Here is a 17,089-nt window from a genome sequence, read left to right as displayed (position 1 = left end):
TCTGGATGGGTGATTCGCCGCCCGAGCGGCGAGGCGAGGCGCTGTCTGACGTCCAGAGGGTGGACGTCGCGGCCATGCCTTCGGTGCTGGCCCGGATCGCCGGGCTGGCGATGCGCTACCCCGGCCGGGTGGCGCTGGCCGTGGGCGCGTCCGTGCTGGGCGCGATCGCCAGCCTGACGCTCCCCAAGCTGTTCGGCCGTGCGGTCGATCAGGCGAGCCGCCTCCTGGAGCATGATGTCGCCGACGAGGCGCGCTCGGCGCTGGTGGTCAGCGCGGCGCTGGTGATCGTCGCCACGGTGCTGCGGGGACTGCTCACCATGACCGCCGGCTACCTCGGCGAGGCGCTGTCCCAGCGTGTGGCCTACGATCTGCGCCTGGCGTTCTTCCAACAGCTGCAGCGGCTGTCCTTCGGCTTCCACGACAGGATCCACTCGGGCGACCTGATCACCCGCGGCATGCTCGACCTCGAAGGCGCCCGCGTGTTCATCCAGAACGGCCTGTTGCAGGCGCTGTCGCTGATGCTGCTGATCGGCTTCGCGGCCTGGATGATGTTCACCGTCGACCCGCTGATGGCGGTGATCGGGCTCTCCTTCGTGCCCGTCGCGGGCTGGGCGCTGGCCCGGATGGGCTTCCTCCTGCGGGTGACCTGGCTGCGGGTGCAGGAGCTGATGGCCGGCCTCGCGCTGCGGATGGAGGAGAACCTCCAGGGCATTCGCGTGGTCCGCGCCTTCGCCGGCCGCGAGTTCGAGCTGGGGAAGTTCGACCGCGCCACCGACCAGGTGCTGGAGACCCAGTACCGCCGGATCACCATCCGCTTCCGCGGCGTGGCGGCGATGATGACCAGCTTTCACCTGGCGCTCGGGCTGCTGCTGTACATCGGCGGCCGCAAGGTGCTGGCCGGCGAGATGACGGTGGGCCGGCTCACCGAGTTCGTGGCTTACATGACACTCTTGCAGGCGCCGATCCGGCAGGTGGCCATGATCTTCAACACCGCGGCGCGGGCCACGTCCGCCGGCCAGCGGGTGTTCGAGGTGCTCGACCTGGAGCCGGAGATCGCCGACGCGCCGGGCGCCCGGCCGTTGCAGGCCCGCGAAGGCGTGCTGCGCTTCGAGCACGTGGACTTCGCCTACGAGCCCGGCGGCAAGCCGGTGCTGAGCGACATCAGCTTCGAGGTCGGGCCCGGCCGAACGCTCGGCATCGTGGGACCGCCGGGCTCGGGCAAGTCGACCATCGCCCAGCTGATCCCCCGCTTCTACGACGTGACCGGCGGGCGGATCACCATCGACGGCCAGGACGTGCGTGAGGTGACGCTCGCCAGCCTTCGTGAATACGTCGGACTGGTGCAGCAGGAGGCGTTCCTGTTCGACGCCTCGGTGGGCCACAACGTCGCCTACGCCGATCCCTGGGCCGAGGATGAGCGCATCGAGCAGGCGGCCCGCACGGCGCAGATCCACGAGCACATCGCCGCCCTGCCAGAGGCCTACGACACGCGGGTGGGCGAGCGTGGCGTGGCGCTGTCCGGCGGGCAGCGCCAGCGGATGAGCATCGCCCGCGGCGTCGTGCCGGGGCCGGGGATCATGATCTTCGACGACAGCACGGCGGCCATCGACGCCGTGACCGAGCGCAAGGTCCGCGACGGCCTGGCGCGCGCGACGCAGGCGAAGACCACGGTGATCATCGCCCACCGGCTGTCGTCCCTGATGCACGCCGACGAGATCCTCGTGCTCGACGAGGGTCGTATCGTGGAGCGCGGCGGACATGAGGAGCTGCTGAAACAGGGGGGCGTCTACGCCGACCTCTACGAGCTGCAGAGCCGCACCGACGCCAAGCTGGACGAGGAGGCGGTGGCGTGAGCCTGGAGGCGGCCGCCGGCCCGACGGAGGAACGCCGCAAGGCGCCGCGCGCCTCGCTGGGATCGCCGGAGGGCGACGACATCTTCGGGACCTTCGATCCGAAGGTCGCGCGGCGGTTCCTGGCCTACCTCGCGCCACACAGGAGGAGCGTCGCCATCGCCCAGGCCGCGGTGCTGCTCTCGGCGGCCTCCAACGTGGCGATCCCGCTGCTGGTCGGCCAGGCGGTGGACTCCGTCGTCAAGGGCGACGCCGCACGCTTCCAGCTGATGGTCGGCCTCTTCGCGCTGGCCGCCGCGGCCTTCGCCGCCTTCTTCTTCGTCGAGCAGTGGCTGTCGCAGCGGCTGGCGAACCGGGTGGTGTTCGACGTCCGCCGGGCCATGTTCGCCCACCTGCAGGACGTCAGCCTGTCCTTCATGGACAAGACCCACGTCGGCCGGATGATGGCGCGGCTGCAGGGCGACGTGGGCGCGCTGCAGGAGTTCCTGGAGAGCACGACAGGCGCTGTGGGCGACTTCGTGATGCTGGTGGGCATCGCCGCGGTGCTGGTCTCCCTTGACCTGAAGCTGGGCCTGCTCACCCTGGCCTTCCTGCCCGCGCTGATCATGATCCGCGCGGTCTGGCTGCCGTTCTCGAAGGTGAGCTTCCGGCGGGCGCGCGACGCCTCCTCGACGGCCAACTCGGCGCTGGCGGAGAACATCAACGGCATCCGCACCGTCCAGGAGACCCGGCGCGAGGCGCTCAACTTCGAGCTCTACGAGCGCATGGCCTGGGACAACTACAAGGCCCAGACCGGCGCGGCCTGGATGAGCCAGATCATGGTGCCGACGGTCGACGTGCTCACCGGCCTGGCCATGGCGGTGGTGATCGTGGTGGGCGGCAATGCGGTGCTGGGCGGCGGGCTCGAGGTGGGCGTGATGGTCGCCTTCGTCCTCTATGTGCAGCGGTTCTTCGATCCCGTGCGCATGCTGTCGATGCAGTACACGATCATGCAGCGGGCGATGGCCGCCGGTCACCGGATCTTCGAGCTGCTCGACGTGCCGGTGACCATCACCGAGAAGCCCGGCGCCGTCGTGCTGCAGGACTTCGAGCCCACCGTCGAGTTCAGGAACGTCACCTTCGGCTACGATCCGACGCGGCCGATCCTGCACGACGTCTCGTTCAAGGTGCGGCCGCGCGAGGTGGTGGCGCTGGTCGGCCCCACCGGATCGGGCAAGACCTCGATCATCTCGCTGACCCACCGCTTCTACGAGGCCGACCGCGGCCAGGTGCTGGTGGGCGGCCACGACGTGCGCGACGTCACCATCGACAGTCTCGGGCGCAGCATCGGCATGGTGCTGCAGGAGCCGTTCCTGTTCTCCGGCACGATCGCCGAGAACATCCGCTACAACACGCTCTCGGCGAGCCGGGAGGACATCGTCGACGCGGCCAAGGCGGTCCGCGCCCACGATTTCATCATGCGCCTGCCGGAGGGCTACGAGACCCAGCTCGGCCAGCGGGGCCGCAACATCTCCATGGGCCAGCGGCAGCTGATCAGCTTCGCCCGCGCCCTGGTGGCCGACCCGCAGATCCTGATCCTCGACGAGGCCACCGCCAACATCGACAGCTTCACCGAGCAGGCCATCCAGAAGGCGCTGAAGGTGCTGTTCGCCGGCCGCACCTGCATGGTGATCGCCCATCGGCTGGCGACCATCCGCGACGCCGACCGGATCATCGTCCTGCAGCAGGGCCGGATCCTGGAGCAGGGGAACCACGAAGAGCTGATCCGGCTGGGCGGCCTCTACCACCGCCTCTACACCTCGGCCCACGCCAGCTTCGACGACCAGCAGGTCGCCACGCAGACCTAGGGCCGGCGGAACACCCAGACCTGGCCGGCGCCGCCGAGCGGGATCGGCGGACCCTCCGACGCCAGCGCCGCGGCCTCGGCGAACGGCCGCGGATCGGCGACGTGGTAGGTGAGCCGCTCGGTCGAGCGGCGGCGCACCTCGCCTCCGGGCCCCCGCTCCACATAGTCCACGCGCTGGTCGAGTCGGCCCGAGGCGTCGTCGAAGGCGCGGTCCCGGATGTGGAGCTGCAGCCGTCCTCCGCCCGGCAGCGGCCGGTCGAACACCACGCGCCCGGGATCGGGCGGCGGCAGCGCCATCAGCCGGCGCAGCGGCAGGTGGAAGGCCGCCCGGCCGCCGGGCCTCAGATGCCGCGCCGCGACCTGGAACGTGTCGCGCCAGCCGGGTTCCGGCGCCACGTGGGCCAGGGTGAAGAACGGGCAGAGGACGAGGTCGAAGGTCCGCCCCAGGTCGAGCGCGGTCATGTCGGCGTGGAGGAGCTCCACGCGTGCGGCGGCCGCCGCGGACCGCGCTTTCGCGAGCATGGTCGCGGAGATCTCGACGCCGGTGACCCAGAAGCCCAGGGCGGCGAGCGCAAACGTCAGCCGACCCGATCCCGCGCCGAGCTCAAGCACTGAGCCGCCCGTCGGCGCCAGCCCGGCGTAGAGTTCCAGATCGCCCGCCAGGCTCCCGTCGGCCGCCGTGACCAGGTCGTAGAACTCGGCGCTCAGCGAGCCTTCGGCGTAATAGTCACGATCCCCGCTCATTGGGGCTTCGATGGCCGCTCCATTGCGCGGGATCAATCCCGGGGCCAAATAGTTGTGCGCAAGCTTTGCTTGCACTCATCGGGGAGCCCCACAGACGTGAACACGCTTCGCAAACGCCTGGCGCTTGCCGCCGTCCTGCTGATCGCGCCCATCCTGGCGTCCTGCGGGATCAACACCATCCCCACCAAGGAGGAGCGCGCCCGCGCCGCCTGGGGCGACGTGCAGAACCAGTACCAGCGCCGCGCCGACCTGATCCCCAACCTGGTCGAGACGGTGAAGGGCTACGCCGCGCAGGAGCGGACCGTGCTGCGCGAGGTGATCGAGGCCCGCGCCTCGGCGACCCAGGTGCAGGTGGACGCCTCGACGATCACCGACCCGGCCGCCTTCCAGCAGTTCCAGGCCGCGCAGGACCGGCTCTCCGGCGTTCTCGGCCGGCTGATGATGATCCAGGAAGCCTATCCGGACCTGAAATCGAACCAGAACTTCCTGGCCCTGCAGAGCCAGCTCGAGGGCACCGAGAACCGCATCGCGGTGGCGCGGCGCGACTACAACGAGGCGGTGCGCGACTACAACACCAGCCTTCGGACCTTCCCCACCGTGCTCTGGGCCAAGACCATCCACGGCGGCTCGAAGCCCATGCAGCTCTTCCAGGCCTCGGCCGCGGCGCAGAGCGCGCCCACCGTAGACTTCGGCGGGGCCAATCCCGGCGCGCCGGTCCAGCCCGGCGCCGCGGCGCCGGGCTCCGCGCCGCCGGCTCCCACCATGGCTCCGGCCACGAAGTGATGAACCGCCTCCCGGGAGCGCGCGGGCTCGCCCTCGCGCTCCTGATCCTCGTCTCTGCCTCGCTCGCCTACGCGGCGCCGAAGTTCCCGCCGCTCACCGGGCGGGTGGTCGACAACGCCAACGTCCTGTCGCCGGCCGCCGAGCAGCGGCTGACCGAGCAGCTCGCCGGCCTGGAGGCCCAGACCGGGCGCCAGGTGGTGGTGGCCACCATCGGCGACCTGCAGGGCTACGAGATCGAGGAATACGGCTACCAGCTCGGCCGCGCCTGGCAGATCGGCCGCAAGGGCGAGGACGACGGCGTGGTCTTCCTGGTGGCGCCGTCCGATCGGAAGGTGCGCATCGAGGTGGGCTACGGCCTCGAAGGCGTGCTCACCGACGCGCTCTCCAGCGTGATCCTGCAGCGCGCCGTGCTGCCCGAGTTCAAGGCGGGCCGGATGGAGCAGGGAATCGTCCGGGGAACGGACGCTATCGTCCAGCAACTGGCCCTGCCCGACGAGGAGGCCAAGGCGCGCGTCGCCCAGGCGGCTGCGCAGCCGCAACGCCAAGGCGGCGGCGGGCTGTCTTTGGGGACGATCTTCACCCTGATCGTCATCTTCTTGGTCCTGAGCGGCGTCCTGCGCAGCTTCGGCGGCGGCCGCCGGCGCGGGCGCCGCGGCGGGGGGAGCGGCATGTGGTGGCTGCTTCCCATGATCCTGTCTTCTGGCAGCGGGCGCCGGGGCGGCGGCTGGGGCGGCGGCGGCGGCTTCGGAGGCGGCGGGTTCTCCGGCGGCGGCGGCTCGTTTGGCGGCGGCGGATCCTCGGGGAGCTGGTGAGATGAGCGAATCCTTCAGCCCCTCCGACCTGGCCGCGATCGAGGCCGCGGTGCGCGAGGCCGAGGCCCGCACCACGGGCGAGATCTACTGCGTCGTCGCCGAGGAGAGTTCGGACTACGCCGAGACGCCGCTGGCCTGGGCCGCGGGCGTGGCCCTGCTCGGCCCTATCCTCCTGCTGCTGATCGGGGTCACCGTCGAGCTGCCGAACCTGTTCGGCGGCTGGACCGCGGCGCAGGCGGACGCCGGCCGGGCGGCGGCGCAGGCGGCCCTGGTGGACGCCGTGCTGCTGCAGGGCCTGCTGTTCCTGGCGACCTTCCTGCTGGGCTCGATCCCGGCGGTGCGGCGGCGGCTCACCCCGCGCGGCCTGAAACGCGAGCGGGTGCGCCGCCATGCGCAGGAGCTGTTCGCGGCCAAGAACCTGCACGCCACGCGGGAGCGGACCGGGGTGCTGATCTACGTCTCCGCGGCCGAGCACATGGCCGAGCTGATCGCCGACGAGGGGATCGCCGCGGTGGTGGAGCCCGGCGTCTGGGAAAGGGCCATGGCGGCCCTGGTCGCCGGGCTGAAGCGCAACGAGCCCGCGGCCGGCTTCGCGGCGGCCATCGGGCTGTGCGCCGACGTGCTCGCCGAGCACTTTCCGGCCCGGCCCGGCGACAACCCCAACGAGCTGCCCGACGCGGTTGTGGTGCTGCCTCGAACCTGAGGTTGCAGGAAAGGCTTGATTTTGAGCGTGCCGATGCGGCGAATCGCCCGTGGGGGCGGGCACGGCCTCGAAACGTTGTTGTGTTGAGCTAAGTGGGGCGCGCCCGGGAGGGGCAGCCTGGCCCAACCGCCGCGGAGCCGAAGTGGACGACGCAGCCGACACGATCGACGAGCTGGGGCCCGCGGTGCGGCGCGAGCCGGACGCCGGCGCGCTCGGCATGGCCTATCAGGTGGTCATCGGCGCCGACGGCTCCCGCCGCTGGACCTTCGTGGGCCAGCGCTGCCTGGGCCTGAACGGCGTCTCGGCCGAAGAGGCGATGCAGAACCCCATGCTGCTCTACGAGATGATCCTCCCGGAGCACCGCGAGGCCTTCGTCGCCGCCGAGAGCGAGGCCATCGCGGCCGGCAAGCCCTTCGACATCGAGGTCGCCATGCGCCGCGCCGATGGCGAGGTCCGCTGGCACCGCATCGCCTCCATGCCGCGGCCTCTGCCGGACGGCTCCACCGCCTGGGACGGGCTGCAGATCGACGTCACCGAGCGCCGCCGCATCGCCGGCGAGCTCGCCGAGCAGCGCCGCCGCCTGGAGGTGGCCGTGGAGGCCACCGGCCTGGGCTTCTGGGAATGGGACCCGCACGGCGAGCTCGTGATCTGGTCCGAGCGCAACAAGGCGCTCTTCGGCTTGCCGGCCGACGCCGAGATGACCATCAGCCGCTACATGGAGCTGCTGCACCCGGAGGACCTGCCGAACGTACGGGAGGTCTACGAGAACGCCGTGGCCCACGGCGGCGGCGACTTCTCCGTGGAGCACCGCGTCGAGCTGCCCGACGGCGAGACCCGCTGGATCCTCACCCACGGCCGGGTGATCACCGACGGCGACGGGGCCAAGCTGGTGGTCGGCACCTCGCTCGACGTCACCGGCCGCAAGGCCGCCGAGGAGCGCCGGGCGCTGCTGATGGGCGAGCTGGCGCACCGGGCGAAGAACGGCATCGCTGTTATCATGGCCATCGTCCAGCAGTCCGCGCGCTCGTCGCAGACGGTGGAGGACCTCGAGTCCCTGCTGATGGCGCGGCTGCAGTCCATGGCCATCGCCCAGGACCTGGTCACCGGCTCCGGCGGCCGACCGGTGCCGCTGGGCGAGGTGGTGAAGCAGACCTTGAGCCCGTTCGGCCTGGCCCGCATCGAGATGTCCGACGAGTTCGAGGACGTGTTCGTGATCGGCGACATCGCCGTCGGCCTGGGCCTCTTGCTGCACGAGATGGCCACCAACGCGGTGAAGTACGGCGCGCTCTCCAACCGCACGGGCAAGGTGAAGATCGTCCGCGCCGACACCCAACCCGGCATGATCGTCATGCACTGGTGCGAGAGCGAGGGACCGGAGGTGAAGCCTGGCCCCCGGAAGGGCTTCGGCACGCGGGTGCTCGAGAGCGCAATGCGCACCCAGGGCGGAAAGGTCGACTTCGCCTTCGAACCGCGCGGCTTCGAAGCCCGCGTCGAGTTCCCCAGCGCCGACCCCAACAACCCGCTGGGCCGCACGCGCCGTCCCGAAACGCCGTAATACGAAGCTGAAACACGGCTTTCCTTGCGGGGAAAGCCCTCGCGGCCCTACCATGCCGGTGCTCTTAGGGAGGAGCGCTCCATGGCCTTCAAGCTCAACGTCAACGGCAAGGTGCAGACGGCAGACGTCGATCCGGACACCCCGCTGCTCTGGACCCTTCGCGACACCCTCGGGATCGTGGGTCCCAAGTACGGCTGCGGCATCGCCGCGTGCGGCGCCTGCACGGTCCACATGGACGGCCAGCCGATCCGCTCCTGCGTGACCCCTGTGTCGGCCGTGGGCTCCGCCAAGATCACCACCATCGAAGGCGTCGGCGCCGACCCGGTGGGCAAGAAGGTGCAGGCCGCCTGGTCCGAGCTCGACGTGGCCCAGTGCGGCTACTGCCAGCCCGGGCAGATCATGAGCGCCACCGCGCTCCTCAAGAAGAACCCGAAGCCTACGGACGCCGACATCGACGCGGCCATGAGCGGCAACATCTGCCGCTGCGCGACCTACACGCGCATCCGCGCCGCCATCAAGAAGGCCTCCGGCCAGCCGGTGAAGGCATAAGCCCATGACCCAGATCGAAACCGGCGCGAACCGGCGCCAATTCCTCACCGCCTCGGCCGCCGCCGGCGGCGGCCTGATGCTGTCGTTCTCCATCGCCGCCAAGGCCGAGGCCCAGTCGCGCGGCGCGCAGTCGCTGAACGCCTACGTCACCGTGGCGCCCGACGGCATCGTCACCATCGTCGCCAAGAACCCGGAGGTCGGGCAGGGCGTGAAGACCATGCTGCCCATGATGATCGCCGAGGAGCTGGACGTGCCCTGGGAGAAGGTGCGCGTCGAACAGGCCGACAACGATCCGAAGGCCTTTGGTCGCCAGTTCGCCGGCGGCTCCATGGCCACGCCGCTGCACTGGGAAGAGCTGCGCCGCGTGGGCGCGGTCGCCCGGGTCATGCTGATCCAGGCCGCGGCCCAGGCGTGGAACTGCCCGACCGGCGAGTGCACGACCGACTCGAAGGGCGCGGTGCTGCACAAGGCGTCCAACCGGACGGCGAGCTATGGCTCCCTGGCCAGCGCCTGCGCGGGCGTCACGCCGCCGGATCCCAAGTCGGTCACGCTGAAGGATCCCAAGGACTACAAGATCATCGGCAAGGCCAAGGCCCAGTACGACACGCCAAAGATCGTCACCGGCGCGCCGCTGTTCGGCATCGACATCCGCCGTCCGGGGATGCTCTACGCCACCTACGAGAAGGCGCCGGTGTTCGGCGCGAAGGTGGCCAGCGCCGACCTCGCGGCCGCGCAAGGCGTCAAGGGCGTCCGCAAGGCCTTCGTGGTCGAGGGCGGGACCAACCTTTCCGGCCTGCTGCCCGGCGTCGCCGTGGTGGGCGACAGCTGGTGGGCCGCCCGCAAGGGCCGCGACCGGCTGAACACCAAGTGGGCCGCTCACCCCACCTCCAGCCAGTCCAGCGCCGGCTTTGCCAAGCGCGCCGCCGAGCTGGCCGCGGGCGCCCCGCAGCGCAACGTCCGCAACGACGGCAACGTCGACCAGGCCCTGGCCGGGGCGGCGAAGACGGTGGAGGCGGCCTACGCCTACCCCTTCCTCAGCCACGCCCCGCTCGAGCCGCAGAACTGCACGGCCGAGTTCAAGGACGGCAAGATGGAGATCTGGGCTCCGACCCAGAACCCCGAGCCGGGCCGCCAGCTGGTCGCCCAGACCCTCGGCCTCAAGCCGGAAGACATCACCATCCACATGATCCGCGGCGGCGGCGGCTTCGGCCGGCGCCTCTCCAACGACTACATGGTCGAGGCCGCCTGGATCGCGCGGGAGACCGGCGCGCCGGTGAAGCTCCTGTGGACCCGCGAAGACGACATGAAGCACGACTTCTATCGTCCGGCCGGCTTCCACTACCTGAAGGGCGGCGTGGACCAGTCGGGCAAGCTGGTCGCCTGGCAGGACCACTTCGTCACCTTCGGCGAGGGGACCCAGGTCGCCAACTCGGCGGGGATGAGCAACAACGAGTTCCCGGCGCGCTTCGTGCCGAACTGCAAGCTCGACGTGTCCGTCATGCCGCTCGGCGTGCCCACCGGGCCGCTGCGGGCGCCGGGGGCCAATGCGCTGGCCTTCGTCATGCAGTCCTTCATCGACGAGCTGGCGCACGCCGCCGGCAAGGACCCGGTTGCCTTCCGCCTGGCCCTGCTGGGCGACCAGAAGATGGTCGGCGAGGGCGCCGCCGCCTACAACGCCGAGCGCATGCGCGGCGTGGTGCAGGCCGCCGCCGACATGTCCGGCTGGGGCAAGGCCAAGCTGCCCGCGCGCACCGGCATGGGCACGGCCTTCCACTTCAGCCACCTGGGCTACTTCTCCGAGGTGGTGCAGGTGCGCGTGGCCAACGACGGCGCGATCAAGGTGGAGAAGGTCTGGGTGGCGGCCGACGTCGGCGGCCAGATCATCAACCCGTCTGGCGCCATGAACCAGGTCGAGGGCTCGGTGATCGACGGCATCTCGGAGGCTCTGCACCAGCAGATCACCATCGAGAACGGCGCCGCCGTGCAGGGCAACTTCAACGACTACCCGCTCATCCGCATCAACGATGCGCCGAAGATCGAGGTGAAGTTCCTGAAGACCGCCTACCCGCCCACGGGCCTGGGCGAACCCGCCCTCCCGCCGGTGATCCCGGCGCTGACCAACGCCATCTTCGCCGCGACCGGCAAGCGGATCCGCTCGCTGCCGGTGGATACCAACCTGCTGAAGGCCTGAGGCAGGCGCAGTTTTCCCTCCCCTCATGGGGAGGGACAGCTCGCCGAAGGCGAGCCGGGTGAGGGAGTCGCGATCAGGCGCCGACTCTGCAGTTCTTGCCGCAGACCTCCTGACCCTGGCCGCTGCGCGGCCTGCCCCTCCCCAGGAGGGGAGGGAAAGGCTTGGCGCCTCCGCCCGCGCCTGCATGATGCGTCCCAACAAGTGTTTGAGGGACGCCGGTGAAGAAGCTGCTGATCGCCAACCGCGGCGAGATCGCCGTCCGCATCGCCCGCACGGCTGCGGAGATGGGGATCGCCACCGTCGCGGTCTTCTCCGAAGACGACGCGGCCTCCCTGCACACCCGGAAGACGGATGAGGCCGCCGCGCTGAAGGCCGCGGGCCCCGCGGCCTACCTCGACATCGCCGGCGTCGTGCAGGCGGCGAGGGACACCGGCTGCGACGCCGTGCACCCCGGCTACGGCTTCCTCTCCGAGAACGCCGGCTTCGCCCGCGCCTGCGCCGACGCCGGCCTCACCTTCGTCGGGCCTTCGCCCGAGACCCTGGAGCTCTTCGGCGACAAGGCCCGCGCACGGTCCCTGGCGCAGCAGTACGGCGTGCCGGTGCTGCCCGGCACGGAGGGCACCATCTCGCTGGAGGCGGCGCGGGCGTTCCTCGCCGAGCACGGCGCGCTGATGGTCAAGGCCGTGGCGGGGGGCGGAGGACGCGGCATGCGGCCCGTGACCTCGCCGGACGAGCTCGAGGCGGCCTGGAAACGCTGCGCCTCCGAGGCCAAGGCGGCGTTCGGCAATGACGCCCTGTACGTCGAGCGGTTCCTGCCCCGCGCCCGGCACATCGAGGTCCAGGTCGTGGGGGACGGCGCGAGCGTCTCGCACCTCTGGGACCGCGAGTGCAGCCTGCAGCGCCAGCGGCAGAAGGTGGTGGAGATCGCGCCCGCCGACATGCTGCCGGGCTGGCTGCGCGAGCAGCTGTTCTCCGCCGCCGTGGCGCTGGGTGAGGCCGCCGGCTACCGCGGCCTCGGCACCATGGAGTTCCTGGTGGACGCCGAGGCGGCCGACGGGGGCTTCGTCTTCATCGAGGGCAATGCCCGCCTGCAGGTGGAGCACACCGTCACCGAGGAGGTCACCGGCCTCGACCTTGTCCGCATCCAGCTGCAGGTCGCTGCCGGCCGCGGCCTGGGCGAGCTGGGCCTCGGGCAGCGGCAGGTCCCGGCGCCCCGCGGCCACGCGGTGCAGGCCCGGGTGAACCTGGAGACCATGGCGCTCGACGGGTCCGCGCGGCCGGCCGGCGGGACGCTGGACGTGTTCGAGCCGCCCTCGGGCCCGGGCGTCCGCGTCGATGGGTTCGGCTACGCCGGCTACACGACGTCCGCCCGGTTCGACAGCCTGCTCGCCAAGCTGATCGTGCACGCCGGCGCCGGCGGCCTCTCCCGCGCCGTGGCCAAGGCCTACCGTGCGCTGTCGGAGTTCCGCATCGAGGGCTCCGACACCAACATCGCCTTCCTGCAGAACCTGCTGGCCCTGCCCGCGGTGGCGGCCGGCGACGTCCACACCCGCTTCATCGAGGAGCACATGGGCCAGCTCGCCCATCCGCCGGAAGCCCACCCGAGGCTCTACTTCGACGCGGCCGCCCAGGGCTCGCGGGTGACGCGGACCGGCGCGCCCCACGCCGAGGGACCGGAGGGGACCATCCCGCTGCGGGCGCCGCTGCAGGGCACCGTCATCGGCCTGCAGGCGCAGGTCGGCGACACGGTGCGCAAGGGCCAGGCCCTGATGATCCTCGAAGCCATGAAGATGGAGCACGTAGTCGCCGCCGAAGCCGGCGGCGTGGTGCGCCAGCTCGTGGTCCAGCCCGGCGACACCGTGTTCGAAGGCGATCCCGTGGCCTTCATCGAGGCGGCCGGGGAAGGCGAGGCCCTCGCGGAGGCGGAGCAGCAGATAGACCTCGACGCCATCCGCCCCGACCTCGCCGACGTGATCGAGCGTCACCGGCTCACCCTGGACGAAGCCCGCCCCGAGGCCGTGGCCAAGCGCCGCCGCACCGGCCAGCGGACGGCCCGCGAGAACCTTGCCGACCTTTTCGACCCCGGCAGCTTCAGCGAGTTCGGCGCCATGGCCGTCGCCGCCCAGCGCCGGCGCCGCTCGCTGGAGGACCTGCGGGTCAACACGCCCGCCGACGGGATCGTCGTCGGCGTCGGGGCCGTGAACGGCTCGCTGTTCGACGAGGACCGCGCCCGCTGCGTGGGCCTGGCCTACGACTTCACCGTGCTGGCCGGCACCCAGGGCCACTTCAACCACAAGAAGACCGACCGGATCCTGGAATTCGCCGAGCACTGGAAGGCGCCGATCGTCTGGTTCACCGAGGGCGGCGGCGGACGGCCAGGCGACGTGGACGGCGGGCAGCTCTCGGCCTCGGCCCTGGACACCACCAGCTTCACCACGTTCGCGCGGCTGTCGGGCGTGGCGCCCAGGATCGCCATCAACTCCGGCCGCTGTTTCGCCGGCAACGCGGTGTTCTTCGGCTGCGCCGACATCACCATCGCCACCCGCTACTCCAACATCGGCCTGGGCGGCCCGGCGATGATCGAGGGCGGCGGCCTGGGCGTCTTCACGCCGGACGAGATCGGGCCGTCCGACGTGCAGTACGCCAACGGCGCCTTGGACCTCCTGGTGGAGGACGAGGCCGCGGCGACGGCGGCCGCCAAGCAGCTGCTCGGCGTCTTCCAGGGCGCCGTGCCCGACTGGAGCTGCGCCGACCAGCGCCGCCTGCGCCACCTGATCCCGGAGAACCGGGTGCGGGCCTACGACGTGCGCGAGGTGATCCGCACCCTGGCGGACGACGGGAGCTGGATGGAGCTGCGCGGCGGCTACGGGCGCGGGATGATCACCGGCTTCCTGCGCGTTGAGGGCCGGCCGCTCGGCGTCATGGCCAACGACCCGCGCCACCTGGGCGGCGCCATCGATTCCGAAGGCGCGGAGAAGGGCGGGCGCTTCCTGCAGCTGTGCGACGCCTTCGACGTGCCGGTGCTGTCGCTGTGCGACACGCCGGGGTTCATGGTGGGCCCGGCCAGCGAGACGACGGCCGCCGTGCGCCGCGGCTCGCGCCTGTTCGTCACCGCCACCAGCCTGACCGTGCCGCTGTTCACCGTCGTGCTGCGCAAGGGCTACGGCCTGGGGGCCCAGGCCATGGCGGGCGGCGACTTCTCCGCGCCCGCCATGACGATCGCCTGGCCCACCGCCGAGTTCGGACCCATGGGCCTGGAGGGCGCCGTGCGCCTCGGCTACCGCAAGGAGCTCGAGGCCGAGAGCGACCCCGCGGCCCGCCAGGCGCTGTTCGAGAAGCTGGTCGGCCGCATGTACGAGAACGGCAAGGCCCTCTCCGTGGCCTCCGTGGTGGAGATCGACGCCGTCATCGACCCAGCCGAGACCCGCGCCTGGCTCCTCCGAGGCCTGAAGGCCTGCCCCGTGCCGGCCAGGCCCAACGGCAAGAAGCGCCCCTTCGTCGACGTGTGGTGATCTGGGGAAGCGCCGCGCGCGGTTAAGAGCCCCCTGCGGGATCAGCCGCGCCCGCCTAACACAGGTCGCCGCCGCCATCTGCGGCAAGCGCGCCGCCAAAAACTGATCGCAGATTTTTTGGCGAACCGTCCCCTGCCCTATACAATGAGAGAGGATCTTCCTCATTGTCAGTCAGCCACTTAGCGCTCCTCGAGAGTTGTGGCGCTGGGTCGTGCAAATAGGCCTGCCGCGGCGTGTAACATTAGTGCGGGATGTAGGTCCGCAGCACGTCCTCGATGATCCGCTCGAGTTGGCCCAGCGAGTTGCACTGCTTGGCCACGTGGCAGTAGCGGGCGTAGCGGTACATGACGCTGTCGCCCTGGCCCCAGTAGCTCTCCGGCTCCGGGTTGAGCCAGATGACCGCCCGGCTGCGCTGGTGGATCAGGTCCATCAGGTCGACCCGCGGATCGGCGAAGTTGGAGCGGCCGTCGCCCAGGAAGATCACCGTGGTGTGGCGGTCCAGCCGGTCCAGGTGCTGGTCGCAGAAGTCCTCCAGCGACTTGCCGTAGTCGGTCTGCTGGAAGCCGATGGTCTGCAGCACCTTCAGGATCGCCTGCTCGACCTGGTTCTCGTCGAGGATGTCGCCCACCGGGATCAGCCGGCCGGAGAACGCGAAGGCGTCCAGCCGGTCGACCACCTCGTTCAGGCTGTAGAGGAAGGTCAGCAGGAACTGGGCGGCGGCGGCAACCGACTTCGACACGTCGCAGATCGCCACGATTGACGGCTTGTCGACCTTGTGGGTCTTCCAGACGATGTCGAACGGCACCCCGCCGTAGCCCATCGACTTCCGCAGCGTCCGGCGCACGTCGAGGTGCCCCCGCCGCGCCTTGTGCCGCCGCCGCGAGTAGCGGTCGGCCAGCCGCTTGGCCATCCGCCGCACCAGCTGCTGCATGATGGCGAGGTCCACGGGGTCGATGCCGCCCTCGGCGTTGAGCGCCTTCTTGGCCAGCATCTCCTCGCGCAGCGCCCGGCCGGAGCCCGAGGCATAGAGCTCGTGCTGGCGCTCCACGTAGCGCTGCGCCTCGGCCATCAGCGCCTGGCGGGCGGCCGCCAGCCGGTCGGCGAGGCCCTGGCCCTCCGGCAGCTTGCGGGCGCCCGCGATGATCTTCTCGATCTCGGCCAAGCCCATCTCGTCCAGCAGCCGGCGGGTCAGGCGGCTGCGCTGGGTGGAGAGGCGGATCTCCGAGACGCCCGCGCGGCGCGCGGCCTCCTCCATCTGCTGGGCCACCTCGGCGGCGTCGCCGCGCAGCAGCGCCTGAGCGAGCGGGGAGTCCGAGGCCTCCGCCTCGCCCTGCTGTTCCTGCGGCGGCGGGGGCAGGGTGAAGCTGTTGCGGGTGAAGAAGGTCTCGAAGGTGCGGTCGAAGCGGTCGACCTCCTCGCGGGTCTTCGCCAGGCTGGCGCACAGCGCGTCCTTGAACAGCTGGCGGTCGGCATACCCGACGACGGCCACGGTGCGGGCCGCATCGATCGCCTCGGCCGGGGAGACCCGCACGTCGGCGGCCCTCAGCGCGCGCAGGAAATCCTCCAGCGTGTGCTGCACGGCCCCTACCGCTTGGCCAGCAGCTCGAGGATCTGCGGCTCGACCTGGTCGATGTCCTGCTCGAACTTGAGGATGACGTTGAGGGTGTCGCGCACGATCGCCGGATCGAGGCTGTCGGCGTGCAGCAGGATCAGCGCGCGGGCCCAGTCCACCGTCTCCGAGATCGACGGCGGCTTGCGCAGTTCCAGCGTCCGCAGCGTCTGGACGAAGGCCACCAGGTGGCGGGTCAGGTCGGCCTCGATACCGGGCACGCGGGTGAGCACGATCCGCTCCTCCAGCGCCGGCTCCGGCAGCGGGATGTGCAGGTGCAGGCAGCGGCGCTTCAGGGCGTCGCCCAGGTCGCGGACGTTGTTGGAGGTCAGGAACACCAGCGGCGGAGTCTTCGCCTTGATCACCCCGATCTCCGGGATCGAGACCTGGTAGGCGGAAAGCACTTCCAGCAGGAAGGCCTCGAAGGCCTCGTCCGACTTGTCGACCTCGTCGATCAGCAGGACGCAGCCGTCGTCCTGCTTCAGCGCCTTCATAAGCGGGCGCGGCTCGAGGAACGGCTCGGAGAAGAACAGGTCGCCCATGCCGTGCAGGCGGCCCATGGCGGCATCCATGCTCGGCGCGTCCGACAGCGCCTCGCCCATGCGGTCCTTCAGGAGCTGGGTGTAGAGCAACTGCTTGCCGTACTTCCACTCGTAGAGCGCCTTGGACTCGTCGAGGCCCTCGTAGCACTGCATGCGGATCAGCGGGTGCTTGAGCAGGGCGGCGGTGGACAGCGCCAGCTCGGTCTTGCCGACCCCGGCCGAGCCCTCCACCAGGATCGGCTTCTGCAGGTTGGCGGCCATGTAGAGCGCGGTCGCGATGCGCCGCGAGGCGATGTAGCCGACCGAGGCCAGGCCCTCGACCAGGGCGTCGACGGAGGCCAGCGGATCGGCCGCGGCGGCCGGCCGGACGGTGGAAATCGTCAAAGTCTCGAG

Annotated in this window: 12 protein-coding genes; 9 read left to right on the top strand and 3 right to left on the bottom strand. The window is 70.9% G+C overall.

Features of this window, described 5'->3' with window-relative positions:
* Positions 1-5: 5 nt before the first annotated feature.
* A complete protein-coding gene (locus VIL76_RS11265; protein WP_332045128.1) occupies positions 6-1,853 on the top strand; it encodes an ABC transporter ATP-binding protein in 1,848 nt (615 codons plus the stop codon).
* Positions 1,850-3,697 carry an ABC transporter ATP-binding protein gene (locus VIL76_RS11260; RefSeq protein ID WP_332045127.1) on the top strand — a complete coding sequence of 616 codons (1,848 nt, stop codon included), beginning with the start codon at positions 1,850-1,852 and terminating at the stop codon, positions 3,695-3,697. Before VIL76_RS11265 ends, VIL76_RS11260 begins: the two co-directional genes overlap by 4 nt.
* Here VIL76_RS11260 and VIL76_RS11255 read toward each other — a convergent pair.
* Entirely contained in the window at positions 3,694-4,440 is a 747-nt protein-coding gene (locus VIL76_RS11255) for a class I SAM-dependent methyltransferase (RefSeq protein WP_332045126.1), read from the bottom strand. The genes VIL76_RS11260 and VIL76_RS11255 overlap by 4 nt on opposite strands.
* 96 nt (positions 4,441-4,536) lie before the next feature.
* Here VIL76_RS11255 and VIL76_RS11250 point away from each other — a divergent pair, with 96 nt between their 5' ends.
* The 7 genes from VIL76_RS11250 to VIL76_RS11220 all read left to right on the top strand — a co-directional run bounded on the left by VIL76_RS11250 (position 4,537) and on the right by VIL76_RS11220 (position 14,545).
* On the top strand, positions 4,537-5,223 hold the full coding sequence (locus tag VIL76_RS11250; RefSeq protein WP_332045125.1) for a LemA family protein: 687 nt from the start codon (positions 4,537-4,539) through the stop codon (positions 5,221-5,223).
* On the top strand, positions 5,223-6,035 hold the full coding sequence (locus VIL76_RS11245; protein WP_332045124.1) for a TPM domain-containing protein: 813 nt from the start codon (positions 5,223-5,225) through the stop codon (positions 6,033-6,035). Before VIL76_RS11250 ends, VIL76_RS11245 begins: the two co-directional genes overlap by 1 nt.
* 1 nt (position 6,036) lies before the next feature.
* Positions 6,037-6,738, top strand: a complete 702-nt coding sequence (locus VIL76_RS11240; protein ID WP_332045123.1) for a TPM domain-containing protein — start codon at positions 6,037-6,039, stop codon at positions 6,736-6,738.
* A gap of 142 nt (positions 6,739-6,880) precedes the next feature.
* The gene (locus tag VIL76_RS11235) at positions 6,881-8,293 is read left to right on the top strand and encodes a sensor histidine kinase (RefSeq protein ID WP_332045122.1); all 1,413 of its coding nucleotides are present in this window, start codon (positions 6,881-6,883) and stop codon (positions 8,291-8,293) included.
* 81 nt (positions 8,294-8,374) lie between these two features.
* Positions 8,375-8,842, top strand: coding sequence for a (2Fe-2S)-binding protein (locus VIL76_RS11230; protein WP_332045121.1), 468 nt, complete (start codon positions 8,375-8,377; stop codon positions 8,840-8,842).
* A 4-nt stretch (positions 8,843-8,846) separates the two neighbouring features.
* Complete coding sequence (locus VIL76_RS11225; protein WP_332045120.1) at positions 8,847-11,033, top strand: xanthine dehydrogenase family protein molybdopterin-binding subunit; 2,187 nt, start codon at positions 8,847-8,849, stop codon at positions 11,031-11,033.
* A 218-nt stretch (positions 11,034-11,251) separates the two neighbouring features.
* Entirely contained in the window at positions 11,252-14,545 is a 3,294-nt protein-coding gene (locus tag VIL76_RS11220) for a carboxyl transferase domain-containing protein (protein ID WP_332045119.1), read from the top strand.
* Positions 14,546-14,786: 241 nt separating this feature from the next.
* Here the strand turns inward: VIL76_RS11220 and VIL76_RS11215 are convergent, their stop codons facing one another.
* The gene (locus VIL76_RS11215) at positions 14,787-16,124 is read right to left on the bottom strand and encodes a vWA domain-containing protein (RefSeq protein WP_332045118.1); all 1,338 of its coding nucleotides are present in this window, start codon (positions 16,122-16,124) and stop codon (positions 14,787-14,789) included.
* Positions 16,125-16,129: 5 nt separating this feature from the next.
* Positions 16,130-17,080: a MoxR family ATPase gene (locus VIL76_RS11210; RefSeq protein ID WP_332045117.1), complete on the bottom strand. Its 951-nt coding sequence runs from the start codon at positions 17,078-17,080 to the stop codon at positions 16,130-16,132.
* Positions 17,081-17,089 lie beyond the last annotated feature (9 nt).

This window comes from Phenylobacterium sp. (assembly GCF_036563285.1).
Lineage (GTDB): Bacteria > Pseudomonadota > Alphaproteobacteria > Caulobacterales > Caulobacteraceae > Phenylobacterium.
The sequence above is the reverse complement of the archived record's forward strand: the minus strand, read 5'-3'. Positions and strand labels throughout refer to the sequence as shown.

What these genes read in the sequence shown, in the direction of transcription:
- VIL76_RS11265 (WP_332045128.1), top strand. Translation starts at nt 6, where the DNA reads ATGGGTGATTCGCCGCCCGAGCGGCGAGGCGAGGCGCTGTCTGACGTC.
- VIL76_RS11255 (WP_332045126.1), bottom strand. Translation starts at nt 4,440, where the DNA reads ATGAGCGGGGATCGTGACTATTACGCCGAAGGCTCGCTGAGCGCCGAG.
- VIL76_RS11245 (WP_332045124.1), top strand. Translation starts at nt 5,223, where the DNA reads ATGAACCGCCTCCCGGGAGCGCGCGGGCTCGCCCTCGCGCTCCTGATC.
- VIL76_RS11240 (WP_332045123.1), top strand. Translation starts at nt 6,037, where the DNA reads ATGAGCGAATCCTTCAGCCCCTCCGACCTGGCCGCGATCGAGGCCGCG.
- VIL76_RS11230 (WP_332045121.1), top strand. Translation starts at nt 8,375, where the DNA reads ATGGCCTTCAAGCTCAACGTCAACGGCAAGGTGCAGACGGCAGACGTC.
- VIL76_RS11225 (WP_332045120.1), top strand. Translation starts at nt 8,847, where the DNA reads ATGACCCAGATCGAAACCGGCGCGAACCGGCGCCAATTCCTCACCGCC.